The following is a 26,508-nucleotide window of genomic DNA, read 5'->3' as shown; positions in this document are numbered from 1 at the left end:
TTAATAAAGCTCCAAACGACTTTTTGTAGGTAAATTTTACTTTCTATAGGCAAAACCGTTTCATTCACTGGAATGTTCAAATAAAAAAGCCTCACTTAGAGGCTTTTTTATTGAATTTCAATTACTTCGGTATATTAACGACGGCTGTTATAAATCTGATCAAAAATCGCACCATTCACAAAATGTGCTTGTTGTGCTTTTGCCCAATCACCGAAAACCTCATCAATGGTGAATGTTTTTAACTTAGGAAATTGTTTTGAGTATTTTGCTAACACTTCAGCATTACGCGGACGATAGAAATGCTTAGCAGCCATCTCCTGACCTAATGGTGAATATAAATAGTTGATATAGCCAGTCGCCAACCATTTATTGCCATTTTTATCTACAGTACGATCAACGATGGCAACAGAAGGCTCTGTTAAAATCGAAATAGATGGATAAACAATATCAAACTGATCTTTGCCCAAGGCTTTTTGAGTGACCAGTGCTTCATTTTCCCAAGTGAGCAACACATCGCCAATTTTACGCTCAGCAAATGTCGTCATAGAAGCGCGCGCCGCAGAGTCCATCACTTTGACGTTATGGTACATCTTACCGACAAAGTCTTTTGCTTTCGCTTCATTACCACCTGGTTGTTTGAGTGCATAACCCCAAGCTGATAAATATACCCAGCGTGGTAGACCACCTGTTTTAGGGTTTGGTGTGATGATTTCTACACCCGGCTTAACAAGATCTTGCCAATCCTGAATTTTTTTAGGGTTACCTTTACGCACCATAAAAACAATAGTTGATGTATAAGGTGCAGAGTTATAAGGGAACTCTTTTTGCCATCCTTTATTGATTTGACCCGATTTCACGATCTCTTCAATATCATTTGCCAAAGCCAAAGTGACAACGTCGCCTTTCAAGCCATCAACCACAGAGCGTGCTTGTTTACCTGAGCCACCATGAGATTGTTTAAAGTTGACTTTCACTCCAGTTCTTGACTGCCAATATTGACCAAATGACTGATTAAACTCATCATAAAATTCACGAGTCGCATCATAAGATACATTCAGGAAATCACGTTGTGCTGCTTGAGAAGATACGCTGAACGATAAACCTGTTGCGAGTAAGCCCGCTGTAAGCAAGGCTTTAAATTGAGTTTTCATAGTCAAAAAATCTAGATATACATAATTAATCTAAATATATGAAATAAAATCATATTCATCAATTTAATTTAGACATGTGATTTACGTTATATTGCTACCATTTTTCTTTCAAGATTATGAATTAATTCATAAATCATCTTAAATACAGTCTATATTCAAATATATAGTATTTTATGGATTTCTTATAATTAAAAATGGATAGCATATCGCGATCCATTCACATAAGTTCTAAAAATAGATTATTTTTCTGCTGAAATTTGGTCGTAAATCGCGCCATTTACAAAGTGCGTTTGCTGCGCTTTCGCCCAACCACCAAATACTTTATCGATGGTAAATAATTGTACCTTTGGAAATTTAGTACTGTATTTAGCTGCGATTTTTTCATTACGTGGTCGAAAATTATGTTTAGCAGCTAATTCCTGCCCCAAAGGTGAATACAGATAGTTAAGATATCCTTTTGCAAGATTACGATTCCCATTTCTATCTACGGTTTTATCTACGATGGCAACAGAAGGCTCAGCTAGAATTGAAATGGATGGATAAATAATTTCAAATTTATCTTGCCCCAAACCTTGCGTCGCTAAGAGCGCTTCATTTTCCCAAGACAGTAAAACATCACCAATTCCACGTTCAGCAAAAGTCGTGAGTGATCCACGGGCTCCTGAATCTAACACTTTGACATTTTTGTATAATCGTTTGACTAACTCACGAGCTTTGGCATCATTTCCGGCAGGCTGTTTAAGTGCATAGCCCCATGCAGATAAATAAATCCAACGTGGCGCACCACCTGTTTTTGGGTTCGGGGTAATGATCTCAACACCTGGTTTGACTAAATCATTCCAGTCTTTGATATTTTTTGGATTGCCCTTTTTTACTAAAAAAACAATGGTAGATGTATAGGGTGCTGAATTATTGGGAAATTCTTTTTGCCAATTTTTATTGATATAACCTGCTTTTACAATTTCTTCAATATCATTTGCAAGTGCCAAGGTCACAACATCTGCTTGTAATCCTGTTGCTACAGCACGTGCTTGTTTCCCAGATCCACCATGAGATTGCTTAAATTGCACGTCTTGACCAGTACGTTTTTTCCAAAACTCACCGAAACTTTGGTTATATTCTTGATAAAATTCGCGAGTGGGATCATAAGAAACATTTAAAAATGATGTATTCGCCTGTGCAATCATACTGAACAACAATGCCCCAATACTCATTGGGGCCAATAATTTATTGAAAAAGTGCTTATTCATTAAAATCTCTTTTTTATTACATTTATGAATTGCACTATATTTTTTATTTACTTCAGTCACAATGTATTCAATAGACGAATTAAATCATTGTAAATATCTAAATTTTATATACATTTTCTTCATATGAATTGCATTTTTATCACTTATACTCTCTTTAAAATTTACCGCATAACATCATATCTTCACCAAATCTCCATATTTTATTGATAAAAAGAGGCAAAATTTATTTCAGCTACAGGTTGAGTAACTTAAGGATTGTTGAATAACAAATTGTAAGAAAGTGTGATGCATTTGTGCTTTTGTGAATTTTATGTTTAAAATGTAAACCTAATTACTCTTACAATAAATTCAAAATAGGGGAAAATTGAAATGAATTTGTGCTATTTACAAGCATTAAGCTTAACTTTATGTGTTTTTGGTATGAGCCAGACACATGCAGCAGCGTTACAAAACCCTGCTAAATCACTACAAAACTCTGGTGTTGCTGAAAAGTCTTTAACACCTATCGAACGCGCATTGACTCAACAAAAACGTGAACGTGCTGAGAACAAACCTTCTTCAGAGATGGATCAGATTAAAGTGATCACCTCTATTAAGAATGCTCCAACGCAAAACTTCCTAGCATCGCAACACCAACAGTTTTCGCGTTTTTTACAAAGTTTATTTCCTCAGCACACATCTTAAGCACCATTTTTCTCAATCTCCCCAATTGAGTCAAATTTAGCCCAGTCCGATTTAATGAATTAATCATTAAGCCACTGGGCTTTTTGCTATAATAAAACCAATTTTTATTTGATAACTTTTTCTGGCTATGACAGTTCGTACTCGTATTGCACCATCTCCTACAGGTTTCCCCCATGTAGGTACTGCTTATATCGCATTATTTAACCTATGCTTTGCTCAACAGCATGGCGGTGAATTTATCTTACGTATTGAAGATACAGACCAACTCCGTTCAACACCTGAATCAGAAAAAATGATTCTCGATTCATTGCGCTGGTTAGGTTTAAATTGGTCAGAAGGTCCAGATGTGGGTGGCCCTCATGCGCCATATCGTCAATCTGAACGTATGGATATTTATAAAAAATATGCGTTAGAACTGGTTGAAAAAGGTCATGCATTCTATTGTTTTGCCACTGCTGAAGAATTAGATCAAATGCGTGCAGAACAACAAGCACGTGGTGAATCTCCTCGTTATGATGGTCGTGGTCTAAAACATACGCCAGAAGAAGTTGAAAGACGTTTAGCGGCTGGCGAACCGCATGTTATTCGCATGAAAGTACCTGAAGAAGGGATTTGTAAATTTAATGACTTACTGCGTGGTGAAGTAGAAATCCCATGGGCACAAGTCGACATGCAAATTCTGCTGAAAACCGATGGCCTACCAACTTACCACTTAGCAAACGTTGTTGATGACCATTTAATGGAAATCACTCACGTGATTCGTGGTGAAGAATGGATTCCATCGGCACCTAAACACCAATTGCTTTACCAATATTTTGGTTGGGAAATGCCTGTGCTTTGCCACATGCCACTTTTACGTAACCCTGATAAGTCAAAACTATCTAAACGTAAAAACCCAACTTCAATCAATTACTACAAAGATATCGGTGTATTACCAGAAGCATTATTAAACTATTTGGGTCGCATGGGTTGGTCAATGCCAGATGAACGCGAAAAGTTCAATTTGACTGAGATGATCGAGAATTTTGACATCCAACGTGTATCGCTTGGGGGTCCAATTTTCGATGTAGAAAAACTCAATTGGTTAAACGGTCAATGGATCAAAGCACTTAGCCCTGCTGAGCTTTTAAATACTTTATTGGCGTGGAAGGCAGATCGTGCTAAGTTAGAGGAAATTGCGGCTGCAATTCAACCACGTATTAACCTATTGTCTGAAGCAGTGAATTGGTCAGCACATTATTTTAATCACTTCCCTACACTGTCTAAAGCACAATTCGAAAGTAAAAAGTTATCTGAAGAGCAAGTTCGTCAAAGCCTACAATTTGCAATTTGGCGCTTAGAAAGCTTATTTACTTGGAATAATGACACAGTTAGCCAAACGCTAATGGATTTAGCTGCACAAATGGAAATTAAATTACGTGACTTTATGCCTGCGTTCTTTATTGCCATTGCGGGTTCTACTGCTTCAACGCCAGTGATGCAAACCATGGTGACCATTGGTCCTGATTTGACTTTTGCTCGCCTGCGTCATGCACTCGAAATCATTGGCGGTCCAAGTAAAAAAGAGCTTAAAGTATGGGAAAAATTGAATCAAAGCTTAAAATTGCCGAAAAATGATGCAGTTGATGAAGCTTAATTAAATTTTTTATTGACGCATGAGTGTTATATCCCTAATATAGCGCTCACACAGATTGAGCACTTAGCTTGATACCTAGATTGCTTTTATAGCACTGACTGTGTTGCCTCATAAGTCCCTATCGTCTAGAGGCCTAGGACATCGCCCTTTCACGGCGGTAACCGGGGTTCGAATCCCCGTAGGGACGCCAAATTCTAAAAAAACCACTGACCTCGATCAGTGGTTTTTTTTCATCTATACATTTTTGATTTTAGTTTCGATGTTATAGAATTAAGTAAAAGAAATACGGAGCGCTCATGCAGTACCAATGCCCTAAATGTCAAAGTCGTAAAATTCTTCCTTTAGCGAGTGCTAATGCACCTGCTGTACGACCAAATGTTCCTAAAAGCTTAATCATCCTCGTACCCACTCTATTTTTACTCCTATTATTGGTCATTATTAGCGTTGTATTGATGATTTTTAGTAATGGTGCTGGTGAGACACTTCAAATTGCAACTGTGATCGTATTTTTAATTGCAGTGATAGCAGGTGTGATGTTCTGGAAAGATTTACCAGATTTCAAAATTTCGATGCAAGCCTTCATGCAATCTCAAAAAAAATGGAAATGCCGTGAATGTAATCACGAATGGGAAAATTAATTGTTTATTTTCATCTATCCTTAAAGCTCATTTGAGCTTTAAGGACTTAAAATTAAATAAATTTAAATTTTATATATGAGTAGTAGACAAAACCTTCAAAAGAGCATAATTTAATGAAATAGATCTCATTTTTGCATGGATAAGCAAGGAGAACCATAATGATAATAAAACTATTTCAATCACTATTCTTTGATCTAAAACGTACTCGAACAGCTAATTTATCCAATCTCGAGCCATCCACATCCTTAAACCCTCGAAATCAAATGTGGTTATACCTACGTGATGCATTACGTGGGAATGCTGAAGCACAATATCAATTAGGTCTGAGTTACTTAAATGGTGAACTAGGTTTGGATCGAAATTATCAAATTGCTGAAAAATGGCTGAACCAATCAGCGAATGCTGGAAATGAAAATGCAAAAAGAACTCTACTTCAAGCTTATAGTCTTTTAGCATTTTCATAGAATTAATCATAAAAAACCAGCCTGAAGGCTGGTTTTTTTATTAGATGGAATTAACCACCAATTTTGCGATATTTCTGGCGCTTAGCCACTAAATCATCGCCATCACGTTTACGACGGTATTCTTCGAACTCAGCATAGTTTCCTGTGAAGAATTCTGGTGTTTCACCTTCGAATGACAAGATGTGCGTTGCAATACGGTCAAGGAACCAACGGTCATGCGAAATGACCATTACAGTACCCGGGAATACTAAAATTGCATCCTCAAGGGCACGTAAAGTTTCGATATCCAAGTCGTTCGATGGTTCATCGAGAAGGATAACGTTTGCACCCATTTGTAGAATTTTCGCAAGTTGTAAACGGTTACGCTCACCACCTGACAATTGACCTACACGCTTCTGCTGATCTTGGCCTTTAAAGTTAAAACGACCAATATATGCACGTGATGCGATTTCATATTCACCAATACGTAAGATATCTAAACCGCCAGAAACTTCTTCCCAAACCGTTTTATTGTTATCTAAGGTGTCACGAATCTGACCCACGTAAGCCACTTTAACTGACTCACCTAGCGTTACCGTACCTGTATCAGGTTGTAATTCACCTGTCATCATACGGAATAGTGTAGTTTTACCAGCACCGTTCTCACCCACGATACCCACGATCGCACAAGGAGGAACAACAAAAGATAAATCTTTGTAAAGTGTACGATCACCAAACGATTTGCTGATGCCTTCAACTTCTACAACCTTGTTCCCTAGACGTGGACCAGGTGGAATGTAGATTTCAGACGTTTCGTTACGTTGTTGGAATTCACGAGAGTTAAGCTCTTCAAAGCGTTCCATACGTGCTTTATTTTTCTTTTGCTGACCTTTTGCATTAGAACGAACCCATTCAAGTTCTTTTTTCAATGCTTTAGCAAAAGATTCTTCTTGCTTCTGTTCTTGCTCTAAACGAGCATTTTTCTGCTCTAACCAAGAAGAATAATTACCTTGATAAGGGATACCCATACCACGGTCAAGCTCAAGAATCCACTCAGCAACGTTATCCAAGAAATAACGGTCATGCGTAATCGCAACGATTGTACCAGGGAAGTCTTTTAAGAAACGTTCCAACCATGAAACAGATGATGCATCCAAATGGTTCGTCGGTTCGTCAAGAAGCAACATGTCTGGTTTAGACAAGAGCAAACGGCAAAGTGCCACACGACGGCGCTCACCACCTGACAATTTAGTGACATCAGCATCCCAAGCTGGCAAGTTTAACGCTGCCGCTGCTTGTTCAAGCTGGTTATTTAAGTTATGCGCATCCCAAGTTTGAATAATTGCTTCAAGCTTTTCTTGCTCTTTTGCAAGTGCATCAAAGTCGGCATCTTCAGCTGCATATTCAGCGAAAACTTCATCAAGACGAGCTAATGCATCAAGTGCTTCACGAACGCCATCTTCAACGTTGCCACGAACGTCTTTTGTTTCATCTAATGGCGGCTCTTGCTCAAGGTAGCCGATCTTGATACCTGGTTGTGCACGAGCTTCACCAGAGAAATCTTTATCTACGCCAGCCATAATACGAAGCAAGGTAGATTTACCTGCACCGTTTAAACCAAGAACACCAATTTTAGCGCCCGGGAAAAATGATAAAGAGATGTCTTTAAGGATTTCGCGCTTAGGCGGAACCATCTTAGACACACGGTTCATCGTGTAAATATATTGGGCCACGTAGGACTCCTCTATAAAAAAAACAAAATCCGCTGTAAATACAAATCGCGGACAAATAATTAGGGAGCATTATACGATGAATACGATAAAAACATAAGCCATACGCCCGAACTTGCAAGGAATGTTACAAGTTTATTTTTCATCAAATTCACCATTCAAAGTGCACAAGAATATGGCTTTTAAATGAGCAACATATGAGAATTTTAGATAACTTTTTCAATATTTTATAAATTTTATAATATGATTAGGGTGCTATATTCTCATTGAACAATTTTTAAACCACAAGAAGATCTCAAAATGACATATAAGGACGAAACCCTCGCCATCCATGCTGGATACTCACCTGAACCAACGACTAAAGCAGTTGCGGTACCCATTTATCAAACGACGTCTTACTCATTTGATAATACGCAACATGGCGCAGACCTATTCGATTTAAAGGTCTCTGGGAATATTTATACACGGATTATGAACCCAACGACTGCTGTGCTTGAACAACGTATTGCAGCACTCGAAGGTGGGATCGGCGCATTAGCACTTGCATCAGGTATGGCAGCCATTACCTATGCCATTCAAACCATTGCTGAAGCTGGGGACAATATCGCTTCTGTATCTACACTTTATGGTGGTACATATAATTTATTTGCACATACGCTACCAAAACAAGGGATCGAAGTGCGCTTCTTCGATTATCAAAATCCAGAAAGTTTGCGGGCACTTGTTGATGAAAAAACTAAATTAGTCTTCGTTGAGTCTATTGGTAATCCACTCGGCAATATTATTGATTTAGAGGCGATTTCCAAGCTTGCACATGAACTTGGTATTCCTGTGATTGTGGACAATACGGTTGCTACACCAGTGCTTCAAAAATCTTTTGAATTTGGTGCAGATATTGTTGTTCACTCTCTAACCAAGTACATCGGCGGACATGGTAATTCGATCGGCGGTATCATTGTTGACAGCGGTAAATTCCCTTGGGGTAAATATCCAGATCGTTTTAAAGCGTTAAATACGCCCGATCCAAGCTATCACGGCGTGAACTATGTCGAAGCGCTTGGTGAAGCAGCTTATATTGCACGTGCTCGTGTCGTGCCATTACGCAACACAGGTGCAGCGATTAGCCCACAAAATGTTTTCTTAATCCTACAAGGTTTAGAAACATTAAGTCTACGTATGGAACGTCATACTGAAAATGCTTTAAAAGTTGCTCAATATTTACAAGCTCATCCAAAAGTAAAATGGGTAAATTACGCAGGATTACCTGATCACCCGCAGCATGCTTTAGCTCAGAAATACGTTAAGGGCAAACCTTCAGCAATTCTTTCATTTGGTGTACAGGATGGCTTAGCAGGCGGAACTCGCTTTATTGATGCCCTACAATTATTCACACGATTGGTGAATATCGGTGATGCAAAAAGCTTAGCATGCCACCCAGCAACCACAACGCATCGCCAACTGAATGAAGAAGAGTTAAAAGCTGCTGGCGTTTCTACGGATATGGTTCGCTTATCTATTGGAATCGAACATGCTGACGATTTAATCGCCGACCTAGAACAAGCGCTCGCTCAAGTTTAATTTTGATAATGCATTAGAAATAAAGCCTCATGATTGAGGCTTTATCCTCATTTACCTTAGGGTCTTTTTTAGTTATTTTACTCGTATTATCAAATACAAAAATTAGAGCATTTACTCTAATTTTTACAATAAATTCATAAACTTATGCCATGGTTTATTTTCATTTTTCCACTATACTGATTTGTATGACACGTTGCAAAAGACGTGTTGCACAATTCATTGCATTTACAGGGAGAATGAAGTGAATAAAAAATTAGAACAGCGTTTTAAAAAACGTGTCCATGGAAAAAATATTCTGATTACAGGCGCATCCAGTGGTATCGGTTTAACTGTTGCACATCAATTGGCTGCGGCAGGTGCGCATGTATTATTGGTGGCACGAACTGAGGAAACTTTACAACAAGTAAAATATGAGATTGAGCAAAAAGGGGGAAAAGCTGACATTTTTCCTTGTGATTTGAATGATATGAGTTCAATCGATGCTGTAACGCAACAAATCTTCGATAGCGTCACACATATTGATATTCTAATTAATAACGCAGGTCGTTCGATTCGCCGTGCAGTCCATGAGTCCATCGACCGTTTTCATGATTTTGAACGCACGATGCAACTCAACTATTTTGGTGCTGTTCGCCTCATTTTAAATGTCCTTCCACATATGATAGACCGTGAACGTGGACATATTATTAATATTAGTTCAATTGGTGTATTAGCCAATGCTACACGCTTCTCTGCATATGTCGCTTCAAAAGCTGCATTGGATGCATTTAGCCGTTGCCTATCAGCTGAAGTACATGCGCATAATATCGCTATCACCTCGGTCTACATGCCTTTGGTCAGAACGCCGATGATCGCTCCAACTAAAATATATAAATACGTGCCAGCACTTTCACCGAATCAAGCTGCAGATTTAATCGCTGGTGCTATTGTGAACCGTCCAAAAAAGGTAGCGACTGGTCTTGGAAAACTTGCATCAATTACTTATGCAATTGCACCTGATATTAATAATAAATTGATGTCGATTGGATTTAATTTATTTCCAAGCTCTACTGCTTCTGTCGGTCGCCAAGAGAAATTAAACATTGTACAGCGTGCATATGCCCGACTATTTCCTGGCGAACATTGGTGATCGAACAAGTTAATTTAAGTACTTTGTGAGATGATCTTGTTACATTTTCACTGTGTGATTTTAATTATTCTTTAAGAATTAAATGCCATGATCAAAACATAAAATAGGAGTTTGTCATGGCTCAAATTTATTTTTTTAGATTATTTTTTCTAGCAGTTGCTGTTTTGATTTTTACTCAAATCATGAGCATGATTATTCAGCAACATTACTCATTCGACACCTTATTACAGCTAGGTTTATTTTTAATTTTGCTTGAGCTGGGATTCAACATAAAACCAGCCGATGCTCAAAATAAAACTGAATTGGATCAACAGCAGATGAATCATGCCAAAGCACCAAAGTCTTATGCATATCATTTGTCAAAAATAGGTTTAGGCACTATTGCATTCAGCTTGATCTTACCGAATCTTATTTAGTGCTAATCATGATTGGGTTCAAATCTAGGCGTAAAAAAAATTTTGAGATCATTCGTTAGGTGGCAGAGTTATGTTATAAACCTTGCATCTTATTGATTTTATGCTTTGTACTTATGCGTGGTTTAGCTTTAGTGCTGCAATTTGCAGCCATCGCATTTGCGATATTCCTCATTTATCAAGTTACTCTAGGTTTTTATACTCAAGAATTTAAAGTTTTAGACGTAGTCGCAGATGTAGGAACTATTCTCATCTGTATCGATCTTGCCGTATTCTTGTGGCATAGCCGCCAAACTAAAGCTGCCAACCTACAAGACTATGCACAAAAGATCGAACAATCAGTTCCAAAATTCGTAAAAATTTCACGAAAATTAGGTCATCTCGGGATTTTATTGATCTTAACCAGCTGGATTGTCCCCATGATTAATGGATAAATTAAAAACCTCCCATTTGGGAGGTTTTTAATATCACTTACTGATGAAATGAGATCATTTAAGATAAAAAGTTGACTTGACCAGATTTCACATCATAGATTGCGTCAACAATCCCAATCTCTTTACGCTCAATCATGTCTCTTAACGTGTCACTATTTTTAATAATATAATTAATATTATTTCGCACATTTAACACAGTTACGGCATCAATAAAATTGGTTGTAAGTTGATAATTACTCATATCATTTTTGACTGTTTCCGCCGCCTGCATAATCGGCTTCAAAAAATGCTGAACGTTCGGTGTATCTTTTAGTTGACTCAAATCCACCTTTTGCTCAAATAAATGACAAGCAGATCCTACCGCACCACAGTCCGTATGCCCCAATACCACGATCAGTTTTGAACCTTTGGTTTTACATGCAAACTCTAAAGAGCCCACGACTTTTTGACCAGCAATATTTCCAGCAATACGCAAACTGAATAAATCACCGATTCCTACATCAAAAATGCGCTCTGTCGGTGCTCTAGAATCCATACAACCAAACACTGCAGCAATAGGATGTTGCCCTGCATTTGACGTAACTTGAATTTGGCGAGCAATATTATGGTGTAAACGCTGATGATTAATAAAACGCAAGTTCCCGTCTTTTAGCATCTGTAAAACTTGATCAGGACTGAGCTGTTTTTGGAGTTCTTGCGTACTCACATCAAGATCGAGCTCGTCCTCTTTTATTTCAGGATAATGTGCTTTAAAACCTTGTAAATTAACTTTTATCCCCTGCTTTACCGCCACTTCACTTTGAAAGTCCTTAATAATTTGATAGATATCTGGATCAATATAATAGGTATTGGATGCATCGATTAGCACATTTTCATGCGGTTTAACTTTTTCTAAAGCGGTGACGAGTGCGGCACGATTTAAAAAACTTAAATTCGGTGCTAATTCAATACGGGTAAGTGAACCATGCAAGTGTTTTTCATGGATCACACGTACACCACGGTGTAAATGACTCTGTAAGATAATCAATAAACTGATCACTAGACCAATCATGATGCCTTTCAGTAAATCAGTTGCAATGATTGCAACTACCGTGACAATAAAAGGTAAAAATTGTTTCCAACCTTGCGCATAAATCCGTTTAAATAGGCTTGGTGTTGCCAATTTAAATCCAGTCAAGATTAAGATTGCTGCCAATGAAGATAGCGGTATCGCATTGATTAATGGGGTGAGCGCCACCACTGCAACAATCAGTAAAAAACCATGAAAGATTGCAGAAAATTTGGTTTTAGCTCCACTGGTTGCATTCACTGAACTACGAACAATGACTGAGGTAATCGGCATACCACCGATCAATCCTGACATAGAGTTTCCAACACCCTGTGCAAATAATTCACGATTCGGTGGTGATGAGCGCTTTTGTGGATCCATCTTATCGGCAGCTTCTAAATTCAATAGTGTTTCAAGAGAAGCTACCACCGCTAATGTAATTGCACCCGTATAAATTAAACTATTATTCCAATACGAAAAATCTGGAAACTGGAAAATCGTTTCTGAACCAGAAAAGATATTCGGAAGATTAATCAATTGTTGAGGGTTTACTGCATATGGAGAGCCGATTTTCAACATGATAAAGTTAAGAAGTCCAGCAAATATCACCGCAATCAAGGCTGAAGGCAGCGGCAGTTTTTTTAATTTACTACTATCCCACAGTAGGATTAACGCAATACAACTTAGACCAATTAATCCTGAGCCAATATCAATATGACTCAGTACAGATTGAATTGACCATTGATCAATCAAAACAAAGCCTTTGACATCCAAACCAATCAATTTAGGTAATTGACTGATAATCAGTAACAGACCAATCGCGGCAAGCAATCCCAAAATCACATTGGTGGGTACGAAATTTGAGAAAACACCTAACCTAAAAATACCAAATAATATTTGTAAAATTCTAGCTAAAAACAATGTGAACAAAAAGGCTTGATAATTACCTTGTAGTAATTCAATTTGGGTCAATACAATCGCCACTAAGCCTGCAGCGGGACCAGATACACTGATATGTGAGCCACTAAAAAAACCAACAACGATTCCACCAATCACGCCAGCAATAATGCCTGAAATGAGTGGTGCACCTGATGCATGAGCTATGCCCAAACAAAGCGGAAGTGCAACAAGGAAAACAACCAGACCTGAGAGCAAATCACGACTATAAAATCGAGGTTTCAGCTCTTTATTTTGAGATATACTCATGTTTAATTTTTCTTAATTATATGACTTATAAAGTTAAAAATAATTTTGAAGTGAATTGATTATTAAGTTTTTCTTGTTGTTTTACACCATCTTAAAGTTTACATTTAAAATAAATCACCTTGATGTTCTTCATTTATTTAAAAACATAAGCATAAAAAAACCTCCCATATGGGAGGTTTTTTACCTGATTAAAGATTACTTCGAACCTTTAACCCCTGCTTGTAATAATAATGCACCTAAACCACCAATTTTCTGTTCTTGTGGTTTCTGCTGCTGAGGTTTTTTCGCATGTTGTGGGCGATCACCCTGTGGACGTGCTTGCTGAGGACGCTTCGCGTGTGGTTTACGCTCACCACGTTGCTCTTGCTGGCCATGAGTTTCACGACGTGGCTGGCGCGTTGCCTTCGCAGGTGCTTCAGATCCTGCAGGACGCATCGATAAATTAACACGATTACGTTCCACATCAACTTGTAACACACGCACTTGAACAATTTGCCCTGGTTTCACAAACTTATGTGGATCAGAAATAAATTCATTCGCTAGTTCTGAAATATGAACTAAACCATCTTGATGAACACCAACATCAACAAATGCACCAAAGTTCGTTACATTGGTCACTACACCTTCAAGCTCTAAGCCTTCAGTCAGTTGTGAAACCTCAGTAATGTCATCACGGAACTTCGCTGTACGGAACTCTGGACGTGGATCACGACCTGGTTTTTCAAGCTCCGCCAAAACATCTTGGATCGTTGGTAAACCAAATTTATCATCAACAAACTCTTCAGGTTTAACCTGACGAATGATTTCAGTATTGCCAATAATATCTTTTACAGTGGTCGCTTTCGCTTCAACAATCTTGTTGACTAAACCATAAGACTCAGGATGAACTGCTGATGCATCCAATGGTTCTGAACCATCTTGAATACGTAAGAAACCTGCAGCTTGCTCAAAAGTACGCTCACCTAAGCGTGGTACTTTTTTCAAATCTTGACGATTATCAAAACGACCATTCTCTTTACGGTAGTCTACAATTTGCTGTGCTATAGATTTGTTTAATCCTGCGATGTAACCCAAAATCGCTGAAGATGCTGTATTCACATCTACACCAACTGAGTTCACACAGTCTTCCACTACAGCTTCAAGCGTTTTTGCCAAGCCTGTTTGATTCACATCGTGTTGATATTGACCTACACCAATTGATTTAGGATCAATCTTCACAAGTTCAGCCAATGGATCTTGTAAACGACGCGCAATAGATACTGCACCACGAATCGATACGTCTAAATCTGGTAATTCTTGTGAAGCCAATTCAGATGCTGAATATACTGAAGCACCTGCTTCAGATACAGACACGCGCGTTAATTTAAGATCAGCATGAGCAGCCATCATTTCCGCAACAACAGCTTCTGTTTCACGACTCGCGGTACCGTTACCAATAGCAATTAGCTCAACATTGAATTCACGGCATAAACGTGCCAATTCATTGATTGAGCCTTCTTTATCTTCTTTAGGTGCGAATGGATAAATCGTGCTGTGTGCCAGTACATCTCCAGATGCATTCACGACAGCCAATTTCACACCCGTACGGATACCAGGATCCACACCTAAAGTAGTACGTGAACCTGCTGGTGCAGATAAAAGTAAATGACGTAAATTTTCTGCAAATACTTGCATTGCTTCTGCTTCAGCAGCCAAACGCTTTTCTGTCAGAAGTGAATGCTCAATTGTAGGGCGGACTTTGCCGAGCCAGAATAATTTTGCAGTCTGCTTCAGAAAATCTTGACGGGCTTGAGGTTGAACTTGATCAAGATTGTATTCAGTTTCAATGCGCGCCAAAGGAGCATCATTTTCACCATCAACTTTTAGACCTAGTACATTCTCTTGACGTCCACGTAACATTGCCAATAAGCGATGTGATGGAACTTTGTTTAAATTTTCAGAAAAATCGAAGTAGTCACGGAATTTTTTACCAACTTCTTTTTTCTCTTCACTAGCAACTAAGCTTTTTAAAACTGCTGTTTTTGCAAACATCGCTTTAAGCTCTGTCGTGAGTGCAATATTTTGTGCCCAGTCATCAATGAGAATATGCTGAACAGCGTCTAATTGACTCTCTAAATCAGGATAATCTTCATGATTAAATCCTGCTAAAGCTTCTGCAGGTTCAACATTTTCATTATAGATTTTTTCAGCGATTGGGCCTAAACCAGCCTCTTTTGCTTTAAATGATTTACTCGTACGTTTTGGACGATACGGTGCGTAAATTTCTTCTAATGCATTTTTTGTTTCAACGGCATTGACGCGAGCTAACAAATCATCCGTGAGTTTATTTTGTTCTTTCAGTGATTCAATGACCTTTTCACGGCGTTCAAATAAATCACGAAGGTAAGTTAATCGGGTATCCAGTTGACGTAACTGCGTATCGTCTAAGCCTTGAGTTACTTCTTTACGGTAACGTGCAATAAATGGAACACTAGAACCTTCATCAATCAGCTTAATGGCAGCTTCTACTTGGTTTGGACGTACGGCAAGTTCACTTGCCAACTGCTGAACTAAGTCAGTCATCGTGTTAAATTCCACAAGGATAAGGACTAAAAGTTAGTGATTATAAAGACCGAGACTATAAAATCCACAATTGTTTTGAATATTTGCAATGAAATTTTAAATAAAAGTCTCAATTTTTCTAGTTTTATCTCCCAGAGAAAAAGCTTCTAGTGAGATCTCTGATCAATTATTTGAGTGTAATGCGTCATTGTGTCATCACTTTGACAATGAACTAAAACATTTAACTCTTTATAATCACTTTATTTTTCTGATTTTGATGTAAATTTTTTGCTTTCAATACCACTTCAAATTAGCTTCATATTGAATAGCGATTTTATTTTAAATTATTTGCTTAAAAACAGGTCAATACATGTTGTGATTTGGTTTCAGAACACACTTAAAATTGTAATTTTGAGCAATTTGATACATAGTCTTAACAAGAACTTAGGCATTATACTGAGACAAATGACTATTTATAAATACAACTTTTAAGGGAGTGCATCATGAGTTTAGTTGTACCTGCTGAAAATACTGATGTAGTACACAATGACACTGACAGAGTTGAACGCATTCTGGTCGTCGACGATGATGTGCGTCTTCGTACCCTTTTACAACGGTTTTTAGAAGATAAAGGTTTTGTGGTTAAAACCGCACATGATGCCACGCAAATGGATCGGTTATTACAACGTGAACTTTTCTCGCTCATCGTTTTAGATTTTATGCTTCCTGTAGAAGATGGTTTGAGCATTTGTCGTCGTTTAAGGCAGTCTAACATTGACACTCCTATTATTATGCTCACTGCACGTGGTAGCGACTCTGATCGTATTGCAGGGCTTGAAGCAGGTGCTGATGACTATCTACCAAAACCATTCAACCCAAATGAATTGTTAGCTCGTATCCGAGCTGTACTACGTCGACAAGTGCGTGAGGTTCCTGGGGCACCAAGCCAGAATGTTGAAGTGGTTTCATTTGGTCCTTGGTCACTCGATCTATCGACTCGAACACTGACTCGTGAGGGTCAAGTGGTGACCTTAACTACTGGTGAATTCGCAGTACTCAAAGCATTGGTGCAACATCCTCGTGAACCGTTGACACGTGATAAATTAATGAATTTGGCACGTGGTCGTGAATGGGGAGCAATGGAACGCTCTATTGATGTTCAAGTCTCTCGTTTACGTCGTTTAATCGAGGAAAATCCGGCTCGTGCACGCTATATTCAAACGGTGTGGGGTGTGGGATACGTATTCGTACCAGATGGTGCAGAATAATTTTTTAAACAATGGACTCCGCCATCAATGATGTCGGGGTCTTTATTTTATGTATTAAACAATTACATGCACTTATTCTTTTTAAGCCCAAACTCTCAGGTTAGACCGTGAAACTTGATCCTATTGACCCACAAAAATTTAATGAATTTGTTGCGTATTCAGAGCGAAAACGAACGAAATGGGAACGCTTTCTTGACAAAATCAAGCCGCGCTCCGCTGCAATGCGAACAACAGTTTTGGTTGTTTTTGTGGTGTTCTTTAGTCTGTTTATGTCACTTTGGTTTTTTTGGAAAACCCTCTATTTACCAGAGATTCAACAGCATGCACGCTACCTTGCGGTTGAACTCGAAATTATCAACAACCCCGACCTTCGAATTTTTCATGGTGACACTGAACTTAATGTTGACACATGGTTAAAACAGCGTGTTGGAATTGAATACGTTACAGACCCTGCTGCGTTCCCCAACCAGCGCGATAAAGTCATTGCTGAATTCTTTACGAACCAAGTTGAAAAACGTTTGGCCAAAGAGCTCGACGTGCCTGAGGTCACCGTCTATTTCCAATTTAAACCTAGCCCACGTATTTGGATTCAAACCCCAGAAATGAACGGGAATTGGGTTCAAGAACCGTTAAAAACTTATGCAAATTATAGCCCCGAATTGATTTTGGCATGGTTTCTTGGCGTACCGCTGATTTCAGCCATGATTATCTTAACTTTAGTGAGACAGCTCAATCGCCCACTACGCCGACTTCAAAATGCAGCAAATAGCTATAGTAAAACTGGAAAAGCCCCCTATCTTGAGACGAACCACGGACCTTTGGAAATCCGCCAAGTCAACCAAGCCTTTAATCATATGATTTATACATTGGAGCTCACTGAACGTGATCGTCAAATTATGTTGGCTGGTATTTCACATGATTTAAGAACCCCGCTCACTCGAATTCGACTGAGTGCTGAAATGATGTCAGATGATGACTTCTTGAAAGAAGGCTTAATCTTTGATGTGGATGATATGGATGCCATTCTTAATCAGTTTATTTCTTACATGCGTGATGGTTCAGATGAAGACCTAAAAGAAACCAATATCAATACCCTTTTGCAAGAATTGGTTATTCAGTTTAAACCCCTGGATATTCGCTTTGAACCAGAAGAACTCCCACTGATTACTGCTCGTTCGCTTTCCCTCAAGCGCTTAATTGGTAACTTAATTAATAATTCTAAGCGTTATGGTGCTGAACCCATTGAGCTAAGTGCGAAAGTCGAGGGAGATCATCTAAAAATTTGTGTTGCTGATCACGGTGCTGGAATCCCAGAAGATCAAATTGAAGACCTTATGCAACCTTTTGTACGTGGTAATGAAGCACGAACAATCCAAGGGAGTGGTCTTGGTTTAGCTATTGTGAAACGAATTGTCGATATTCATGAAGGTGAATTAAAAATTCATAATCGTCCTGAAGGAGGTCTTGAAGCGGTCATTCTACTGCCCCTTTCAACACCTCAAGTTGCTGATATTTCAACCAATAGCACCTTAGATAAAATCAGGCAAACCATCACCGAACGATTTTGATGAATGGTGAATAGTTGAACGGTTGAATTGGTTTAATTATTCACCACAATGAAAATTAAGTATAAAAAACAATATCTTATAAACCATAATATATCTTTATATCCGCATTTTTTGAAAAAATTAGACCTTAGCCTAACAGGTATGCAAAATGGCTCGCTTGATCGGTACAATCGGTGCCAGATCCAGAATATCAAGAGAAGAGTAAACCATGTCTTTAGATCGCATTCGTTTAGAGTCACTTCATGAAAAAGTCATTTCAGCTGAACAAGCTTCAACGTTTATTGAAGATGGCATGACCGTAGGTATGAGTGGTTTCACGCGTGCTGGTGAAGCTAAAGCAGTTCCATTGGCATTGGTAAAACGCGCTCATACAAACCCTTTAAAGATCACTTTAATCACAGGTGCGTCTTTGGGTAATGACTTAGATAAACAGTTAACTGAAGCTGGCGTATTGGCTCGTCGTCTACCTTTCCAAGTCGACAATACTTTGCGTAAGGCGATCAATAAAGGCGAAGTAATGTTTATTGATCAGCATTTGTCAGAAACTGTTGAACAAATGCGTAATAAACAATTGAAAAAGCCTGATATTGCAGTCATCGAAGCTGTAGCAATTACTGAAGATGGTGGCATCATTCCAACTACTTCAGTAGGTAACTCAGCAAGCTTTGCAATCTTTGCAGAAAAAGTAATTGTTGAAATTAACACAAATTTAAGCCTAGCATTCGAAGGCTTGCACGATATTTATATCCCATCTTATCGTCCGACACGTCAGCCAATCCCACTCACTCAAGTCGATGAGCGTATTGGTACACATGCAATTAATATCGATCCTGCTAAAATTGTTGGCATCGTATTTAACAGCGAATTCCATGATTCTCCATCAACAGTGACTGCACCAGATGATGAGACTCAAGCAATTGCAAACCACTTAATCGAATTCTTTGAAAAAGAAGTCGCTGATGAACGTCTTCCTAAAAATTTAGGTCCATTACAAGCAGGTATTGGTTCAATTGCCAATGCGGTATTAACGGGTCTTAAGGAATCGAATTTTGAAGATCTCATCATGTACTCAGAAGTACTTCAAGACTGTACTTTTGAATTAATTGATGCTGGTAAAATGAAATTCGCTTCTGGCTCATCAATTACACTTTCTGCCCGTTATGGTGAAAAAGTATTCAATAATCTTGAGCAATACAAAGACAAACTTGTATTACGCCCTCAAGAAATTTCAAACCACCCAGAATTGGTACGCCGTTTAGGGATTATCGGGATCAATACTGCGCTTGAATTTGACATCTACGGCAATGTGAACTCTACGCACGTATGTGGTTCAAAAATGATGAATGGTATTGGTGGTTCAGGTGACTTCGCACGTAATGCGCATATCGCAATCTTCGTGACAAAATCAATCGCTAAAGGTGGTGACATTTCATCTGTAGTGCCAATGGCATCTCACGTAGATCATACAGGTCATGATGTAGACGTTCTTGTGACTGAACAAGGTCTTGCTGATTTACGTGGTCTTGCACCGCGCGAACGTGCACGTGCAATCATTGATAACTGTGTTCACCCATTGTATAAAGATGCATTAAACGACTATTTTGATCGTGCATGTGCTAAAGGTGGACAAACCCCTCACCTACTTACAGAAGCGCTCTCTTGGCATTCTAATTTTGAAGAAACAGGTCATATGTTATCTGCACCTGCTGAAGCAAAATCTGCATAAGTATGAATTTGAAAAAAGCCCTGATATTCAGGGCTTTTTTTATTTCAACGATTCTAAAATACTTTTAAATCATCATGATAATTGACATAAACCAATAAAATAGGCAGGATTGAATAAGATACTTAAATGTTAACCAGTTTACATTTTATTAATATTAAATTACACAAAATCACACTTTTATAGCTGAACTTTACACATAATTTAAATATTATTATTTCATAGCAAGATTATGAGTGAACAAATAATAATAACAGCGTACTGTTTCATCAGTTTTCCTTCCTAGATTTCCCCCAAAATCTAGGAATTTTTTTGTCTATATGTTTTACAGAACTCAAGTTTAGTGTCCGCATAAAAAAACCTCGATGTTCGAGGTTTTTGTGTTTGAGACGAATTCTATTTTAATGATTACCTTGAACTTTTTCCTCAATCTCTTCCACACTGGTGTGACGAACATCGTAGCCTTTAGCCATATAAATCACTTGTTCAGAAATATTACGCGCATGGTCACCAATACGCTCTAGAGATCTCAGCACCCACATAACATTCAGAACACGAGAAATATGACGAGGATCCTCAATCATGTAAGTCATTAATGTACGTGTAGCAGATTGGTATTCACGATCGATATCTGCATCAGCCAACAATACTTTTAGTGCTTGCTCTGCATCAACGCGTGCAAATGCATCCAATGCATCATGAATCATTACTCGAACTTGGTTACCGATATGACGTGTTTCCATATAACCACGAGGTGACTCACCTTCTTCACATAGATTTTGGGCTATACGTGCAATTTTAGCTGCTTCATCACCTATACGTTCTAAATCGGTATTGGCCTTGCTCATTGCAATCACCATACGGAGATCACTTGCAGCAGGATGACGGCGTACTAAAATCAAAGTCAAGCCTTCATCAATTTCACGCTCATAGCGATTTACCGTATTATCCTGAAATTGGACATCTACAGCCAAATTCACATTGGTGTCTAAAAGAGCATGAATGGCATTAGCAACTTGTTGCTCAACCAAACCACCCATCGCCATAAATTTGGTATGGACATCTTGCAAATCTTCGTTAAATTGAGAAGAAATATGGTGGCTAAGTACAGGATTATTAGAGCTCAAAGTCTTATTACTCCACACAGCGTGAATAGATTGAAATTTTTGCCATATTAAAGCATATCAATTGTGAATATTTGATGACAAAACAATCAATTTATTCTATTTTTCAACTAACCATGCATTCATTTGACGAAGCTCATTTTCATTCAATTGCCCCACAGAAGCCTTCAACCTCAACACATTCAACACATAATCATATTGAGCATTCACAAAATCTAATCGCGTTGCAAAAGCATTTCTTTGCGCAAGCAACACATCAACCATACTTTTAAGCCCTTCATCATACTGAGCTTGGGATGCTTTCGCGACTAATGCTGAAGAATCCATGGCAGCTTTGCGCGCTTGCAATGTAGCACTATCCATATCAATTTGTAGGTAAGATTTTTTAGCATCTGTGGTTGCTTTACGTATCGCAGCTTCTAATTGGCGTTCCGACTTTTCAACATTTTTTTTCGCTTTATCAATATTAATTTTAGTTCGTCCACCGGTGTAGGCATTCCAGTTCATTTCTACACCCACCTGATCAAATTTCCCATCACTTGATATAGCTGTTTGTGGTGACTGTTCACTATAACCATAAGTGACTACTGCTTCGACTTGAGGATAAAGCGCCGCTTGCTCTACACGTCGCTGATCATTGGCATATTGACGTTGCAAACGCGCTTGTAGAATTTCAAGATTCTGTTCTTGAGCTAATTTAGTCCATTCACTCATGATATTCGGTACAGGCTTTTGATACTCGAAATCATCACTTAAAACAGCGAGCTTTTCTTGGTAAGGTCCAATCAACTGAGCAAGTTGCTCTTGTGCCAAGATTAATTGAACACCTGTCGCAATTCGATTTGCTCGCGCATTTTGATATTGTGCATTCGCTTCGCTCACATCGCTTTCAGCAACTAAACCTTCTTTGAGTTTGGCATTCATCATATTGAGCTGCTCGAATAATGCTTTTTCTTCTTGAGCGTTAGTGAGCGTTAAAGCCTGTTGACGTAGTACATTAAAATAAGCTTCAGAGACATTTAATATATGTTGTTGCTGTTGCTGTTTTAAAGTGACTTCACTCAGTTGAACTGAGGTTTTTACCTGTTTATATCCCTGCCAAGCATCCATTCTGAAAATGGGTTGTCGTGCAGTAATCGCAATTTGACGAGTGGTCGATGTCGATGCCAACAGGTTAGAACTATTAAAAAAAGGATTCGATTCTGTACTTGAACGATTTACATCTTGGTTTTTACGCGTCACATTTCCTGAAACGGTTACTGTCGGCAGCAAATTACCTTTTGCTAAACCTATATTTAACTGATCAGCCTCATACTGCAACACGTTGGCTTGCCAATTTGGATCGGTTTGCTTTGCTCGCTCATAGGCTTCAACGAGGTTCAATGCAAAGCTCATCGGGCTAAGCGCAATTAAACTGACTGCAAGTAGAGTTTTTTTCATGATAATGACTTCACAGTACCTTAAGCATTTGAATAACAAGTAATTAGAATAGGATGTTGCAAATATAATCTTTAATCGAGCTTTTTACGTATCAATTTTATTATTTTTTCATTTAATCCGGAGAATTATTTTGAATTATGCGCATTGGTGTATGTTTTTTATACATTACTTTAACGCTTGATTGCGAAGCAACTACAATAAATTTCACTGTACGGTTTTAAAATAAGTGAAAATCTATTTGCGCCTCATTTCACACTTTAACTGTATTTTGATATCTCAATGAAGTCATTTTTGCACACGTTTAAGCCCATTCGTCAATTATTGACTCTTATGGTCGTAAGTCTTGGCTTAACTGCGTGTCAAAAGCCGATTTCCGAAGAAATTCCTACTGAATCTCCAAACCCAACCCAAAACCAGAACACCACACCTGATCTCAACCTCATTTGTCAAAAACTCAAAAAAGAAATGCTCGGGATAACTGCTCAACGGACTACATTCGCCATTGAGCAAATCAATCAAGATATTCGACTTTGTCTTCCCTTAATGCCATTTCAGGAACAGAAAGAATTGATCGGTTTGGCAGACATCATGTATAGAAATTTCTTAAGTATAGATCGATCAGCTGATCAGCAAAAAGCTTTTGATTTATATGCTCATGACCAGTCGCAATTTCCGACGATTCAACAATCACAAATTGAAAAATTACATCCACGAGATCAATATTTACTTCGGCACAAGGGTCAAGCATATATTGATCTCGTCGATATTAACCACCAAGCAACTTATCAAAGAAACCCATACTATTTAGCACGAGTATTTGCCCCCTATTTCCCTGAGGCAGAACAAGCATTTATGCAGGAACTTGCTGAACAAAATCAGCAAGCACAATTTGAAGATCCTCATTTTCATCTTGAAGCACAAGAGATTTCTAGACGTGCCCAGTATTGGGAAAATTATCTAAAAAAATATCCTCAAAGCAGTTTCCGTTTAGATGCAGAGTACCTTTACCATTTTTATTCAAATCTATTATTTAAAGGTCTCAAACATGATCCTGTTTCTCATGATTTTGAAGGACGTGTTGAAATTACTCCCGATGCTTTAGCTGAAATCGAACAACTCGCAAATATGAAAAATAGTCGTTTAGCAGATCAAGCGAGACTTTTCTTAAAATTTATCGAACTGGATTCACAACAAAAAAGTAAATTAACTTCAAATCAGACTGATGAAAATCCGCAAGTTCTTATACAGCTAAGTCGCTATTTAAACTTAAAAACTGTTGATCTTGAAAATCGTCGTAATTGCTTTAAAGACGCAATTTGTTATGCATCCTAGTCTGATGACTTTAATCTGACTTTATATGTTAATATTTTGGCATCGCTTGACGGAGCGCGAGTAATAACTCGCTGAGATCACCTAAAACATTGTTTTGATGGTGAGTACCGTTGAACCTGATCAGGTTAATACCTGCGTAGGAATCAAGCCATCTAAAAACTTTGTTCTCGGTTATTCATTCAGGATAATTCCGCCACCGTTTTTGGTCGTGCTTGATTCGTTGATGTCATTCATAAGGATCATTGCAATGAACCAATTAACGAATCTTTCAAATACAGATCTCTCTGCTCAACATGAGCAAGATGCTCAAGATCTCACCCGCATTTTACCGGCGTCAAAAAAAGTCTATGTTCAAGGTTCTCGTCCAGATATTCGCGTACCCATGCGTGAAATTGCACTCTCTGATACACCAACGGGCTTAGGCGGTGAGTATAATCCTGCCATCATGGTGTATGACACTTCAGGTGTTTATACCGACCCTGAGATTCAAATTGATTTAAATCGAGGCCTACCAAACCTCAGAGATACATGGATTGAAGAGCGCGCAGATACAGAACAACTCGCGACATTAAGCTCAAAATTTGGGCGAGAACGTCTTCAAGATATTCGTACAGCTGGCATTCGTTTCGCACATATCCAGAAACCTCGTCGAGCTAAACCAGGACATAACGTTACGCAAATGCATTATGCTAAGCAGGGTATTATCACGCCTGAAATGGAATACATTGCGATTCGAGAAAACCAAAAGCAACGCGAAGGTGTGGATACTCGCCAACATGTTGGTCAAAACTTTGGTGCAAAAAATTTATTAGAAATTACACCTGAATTTGTACGCCAAGAAGTCGCTGCAGGTCGTGCCATTATTCCTGCCAATATCAATCATCCTGAACTCGAACCGATGATTATCGGACGAAATTTCCTAGTGAAAATCAATGCCAATATTGGCAACTCAGCACTGGGTTCATCCATTGATGAAGAAGTAGCAAAAATGACATGGGCAACACGTTGGGGTGCTGACACCATCATGGATTTGTCTACAGGTAAAAATATTCATGAAACACGCGAGTGGATTATTCGAAATTCTCCTGTACCTATTGGAACTGTTCCGATTTATCAAGCATTAGAAAAGGTGGATGGAATCGCAGAAGATCTTACATGGGAAATTTTTAAAGACACTTTAATCGAACAAGCTGAGCAAGGGGTTGATTACTTCACGATTCATGCTGGTGTTTTATTGCGCTATGTTCCTCTCACAGCCAATCGCTTAACGGGCATCGTTTCACGCGGTGGTTCAATCATGGCACAGTGGTGTCTTGCACATCATAAAGAAAATTTCTTATACACCCATTTTGATGAAATCTGCGAGATCATGAAAGCCTATGATGTCTCATTCAGCTTAGGTGATGGTTTACGCCCTGGGTGCATTCAAGATGCCAATGACGAAGCCCAATTTTCCGAACTACGTACATTAGGAGAATTAACCCATCGAGCTTGGGAACACGATGTACAAGTCATGATCGAAGGTCCTGGTCATGTTCCTATGCATATGATTAAAGAAAATATGGATTTACAACTTGAGGTTTGCAAAGAAGCACCTTTTTATACATTAGGACCATTAACAACAGATATTGCACCTGGTTATGATCATATTACTTCAGCAATTGGTGCAGCCATGATCGGTTGGTATGGAACAGCGATGCTTTGTTACGTAACACCTAAAGAGCATTTAGGTCTACCCAATAAAAAGGACGTCAAAGATGGCATTATTACCTATAAAATTGCAGCACATGCTGCAGACCTCGCCAAAGGACACCCAGGTGCTCAAGTCCGTGATAATGCGCTTTCAAAAGCACGTTTTGAGTTTCGTTGGGAAGATCAATTTAACTTAAGTTTAGATCCTGATACAGCACGTAGTATGCATGATGAAACCATGCCTAAAGAGGCACATAAATCAGCGCATTTCTGTTCGATGTGTGGACCTAAATTTTGCTCAATGAAGATTACCCAAAATGTGCGTGAATACGCTCAAAATCAGCAGTCTGATAATCTAGATCTCAAGTTAAATCAAGAGATTGAATCAGGTCTCAACGCGATGAAAAATGAGTATCATAAGCAAGGACAAAAGTTGTATCAGAAGCTGTAAAAATTAAAAAACCTGTTTTTCTTTAATGC

20 protein-coding genes, 1 tRNA gene and 1 riboswitch are annotated in these 26,508 nt (G+C 38.5%); of the genes, 14 read left to right on the top strand and 7 right to left on the bottom strand.

The features are described from left to right. Positions 1 to 134: 134 nt before the first annotated feature. Positions 135 to 1,151: a sulfate ABC transporter substrate-binding protein gene (locus CL42_RS01060; RefSeq protein ID WP_035263952.1), complete on the bottom strand. Its 1,017-nt coding sequence runs from the start codon at positions 1,149 to 1,151 to the stop codon at positions 135 to 137. Between the two features lie 239 nt (positions 1,152 to 1,390). Further along, complete coding sequence (locus tag CL42_RS01055; RefSeq protein WP_155756936.1) at positions 1,391 to 2,365, bottom strand: sulfate ABC transporter substrate-binding protein; 975 nt, start codon at positions 2,363 to 2,365, stop codon at positions 1,391 to 1,393. A 405-nt stretch (positions 2,366 to 2,770) separates the two neighbouring features. Here CL42_RS01055 and CL42_RS01050 point away from each other — a divergent pair, with 405 nt between their 5' ends. The 5 genes from CL42_RS01050 (at position 2,771) to CL42_RS01030 (ending at position 5,823) form a co-directional block, all read left to right on the top strand. After that, a complete protein-coding gene (locus CL42_RS01050) occupies positions 2,771 to 3,085 on the top strand; it encodes a hypothetical protein (RefSeq protein ID WP_035263950.1) in 315 nt (104 codons plus the stop codon). A gap of 127 nt (positions 3,086 to 3,212) precedes the next feature. Then, positions 3,213 to 4,721 carry a glutamate--tRNA ligase gene (gene gltX, locus CL42_RS01045; protein ID WP_035263948.1) on the top strand — a complete coding sequence of 503 codons (1,509 nt, stop codon included), beginning with the start codon at positions 3,213 to 3,215 and terminating at the stop codon, positions 4,719 to 4,721. A 114-nt stretch (positions 4,722 to 4,835) separates the two neighbouring features. Next, positions 4,836 to 4,911: transfer RNA gene (locus tag CL42_RS01040), tRNA-Glu, on the top strand. Between the two features lie 106 nt (positions 4,912 to 5,017). After that, positions 5,018 to 5,359 carry a membrane protein gene (locus tag CL42_RS01035; RefSeq protein WP_035263946.1) on the top strand — a complete coding sequence of 114 codons (342 nt, stop codon included), beginning with the start codon at positions 5,018 to 5,020 and terminating at the stop codon, positions 5,357 to 5,359. 158 nt (positions 5,360 to 5,517) lie between these two features. Then, positions 5,518 to 5,823, top strand: a complete 306-nt coding sequence (locus tag CL42_RS01030) for an SEL1-like repeat protein (RefSeq protein WP_051586493.1) — start codon at positions 5,518 to 5,520, stop codon at positions 5,821 to 5,823. Positions 5,824 to 5,873: 50 nt separating this feature from the next. On the opposite strand, the gene ettA is transcribed toward CL42_RS01030, so the two are convergent. Beyond that, positions 5,874 to 7,535, bottom strand: coding sequence for an energy-dependent translational throttle protein EttA (gene ettA / locus CL42_RS01025; RefSeq protein WP_035263944.1), 1,662 nt, complete (start codon positions 7,533 to 7,535; stop codon positions 5,874 to 5,876). Positions 7,536 to 7,832: 297 nt separating this feature from the next. Between ettA and CL42_RS01020 the strand changes: the two genes are divergently transcribed. The 4 genes from CL42_RS01020 to CL42_RS01005 all read left to right on the top strand — a co-directional run bounded on the left by CL42_RS01020 (position 7,833) and on the right by CL42_RS01005 (position 11,086). After that, positions 7,833 to 9,110, top strand: coding sequence for an O-acetylhomoserine aminocarboxypropyltransferase/cysteine synthase family protein (locus CL42_RS01020; RefSeq protein ID WP_035263942.1), 1,278 nt, complete (start codon positions 7,833 to 7,835; stop codon positions 9,108 to 9,110). 241 nt (positions 9,111 to 9,351) lie between these two features. After that, positions 9,352 to 10,239 (top strand): SDR family NAD(P)-dependent oxidoreductase, encoded by an 888-nt coding sequence (locus CL42_RS01015; protein WP_035263940.1) that lies wholly within the window; start codon positions 9,352 to 9,354, stop codon positions 10,237 to 10,239. Positions 10,240 to 10,355: 116 nt separating this feature from the next. After that, the gene (locus tag CL42_RS01010) at positions 10,356 to 10,655 is read left to right on the top strand and encodes a hypothetical protein (protein WP_035263939.1); all 300 of its coding nucleotides are present in this window, start codon (positions 10,356 to 10,358) and stop codon (positions 10,653 to 10,655) included. A 113-nt stretch (positions 10,656 to 10,768) separates the two neighbouring features. Next, a complete protein-coding gene (locus CL42_RS01005) occupies positions 10,769 to 11,086 on the top strand; it encodes a hypothetical protein (RefSeq protein ID WP_035263938.1) in 318 nt (105 codons plus the stop codon). A 58-nt stretch (positions 11,087 to 11,144) separates the two neighbouring features. Here CL42_RS01005 and CL42_RS01000 read toward each other — a convergent pair whose 3' ends face one another. After that, positions 11,145 to 13,340 carry a bifunctional SulP family inorganic anion transporter/carbonic anhydrase gene (locus CL42_RS01000; RefSeq protein ID WP_035263937.1) on the bottom strand — a complete coding sequence of 732 codons (2,196 nt, stop codon included), beginning with the start codon at positions 13,338 to 13,340 and terminating at the stop codon, positions 11,145 to 11,147. 195 nt (positions 13,341 to 13,535) lie between these two features. Beyond that, positions 13,536 to 15,902 carry a Tex family protein gene (locus CL42_RS00995; protein ID WP_035263936.1) on the bottom strand — a complete coding sequence of 789 codons (2,367 nt, stop codon included), beginning with the start codon at positions 15,900 to 15,902 and terminating at the stop codon, positions 13,536 to 13,538. Between the two features lie 482 nt (positions 15,903 to 16,384). On the opposite strand from CL42_RS00995, the gene ompR reads away from it, so the two are divergent. The 3 genes from ompR (at position 16,385) to CL42_RS00980 (ending at position 20,443) form a co-directional block, all read left to right on the top strand. Then, positions 16,385 to 17,149, top strand: coding sequence for a two-component system response regulator OmpR (gene ompR / locus CL42_RS00990; protein WP_035263934.1), 765 nt, complete (start codon positions 16,385 to 16,387; stop codon positions 17,147 to 17,149). 107 nt (positions 17,150 to 17,256) lie between these two features. Next, positions 17,257 to 18,717: an ATP-binding protein gene (locus tag CL42_RS00985; protein WP_035263932.1), complete on the top strand. Its 1,461-nt coding sequence runs from the start codon at positions 17,257 to 17,259 to the stop codon at positions 18,715 to 18,717. Between the two features lie 208 nt (positions 18,718 to 18,925). After that, positions 18,926 to 20,443: an acetyl-CoA hydrolase/transferase family protein gene (locus tag CL42_RS00980; protein ID WP_035263930.1), complete on the top strand. Its 1,518-nt coding sequence runs from the start codon at positions 18,926 to 18,928 to the stop codon at positions 20,441 to 20,443. A gap of 398 nt (positions 20,444 to 20,841) precedes the next feature. Here the strand turns inward: CL42_RS00980 and phoU are convergent, their stop codons facing one another. Beyond that, entirely contained in the window at positions 20,842 to 21,567 is a 726-nt protein-coding gene (phoU, locus tag CL42_RS00975; RefSeq protein WP_035263928.1) for a phosphate signaling complex protein PhoU, read from the bottom strand. A gap of 96 nt (positions 21,568 to 21,663) precedes the next feature. Then, positions 21,664 to 23,004 (bottom strand): TolC family outer membrane protein, encoded by a 1,341-nt coding sequence (locus CL42_RS00970; protein ID WP_035263926.1) that lies wholly within the window; start codon positions 23,002 to 23,004, stop codon positions 21,664 to 21,666. 279 nt (positions 23,005 to 23,283) lie between these two features. On the opposite strand from CL42_RS00970, the gene CL42_RS00965 reads away from it, so the two are divergent. Next, entirely contained in the window at positions 23,284 to 24,336 is a 1,053-nt protein-coding gene (locus tag CL42_RS00965) for a hypothetical protein (protein WP_212771588.1), read from the top strand. Positions 24,337 to 24,376: 40 nt separating this feature from the next. Further along, positions 24,377 to 24,496, top strand: a riboswitch (TPP riboswitch). Between the two features lie 87 nt (positions 24,497 to 24,583). Next, positions 24,584 to 26,479, top strand: a complete 1,896-nt coding sequence (gene thiC, locus CL42_RS00960) for a phosphomethylpyrimidine synthase ThiC (protein WP_035263924.1) — start codon at positions 24,584 to 24,586, stop codon at positions 26,477 to 26,479. Positions 26,480 to 26,508 lie beyond the last annotated feature (29 nt).

Origin of the sequence: Acinetobacter sp. Ver3 (assembly GCF_000632455.1) — a bacterium.
Taxonomy (GTDB): Bacteria; Pseudomonadota; Gammaproteobacteria; order Pseudomonadales; family Moraxellaceae; genus Acinetobacter.
This window is presented reverse-complemented; position numbering and strand designations above follow the sequence as displayed.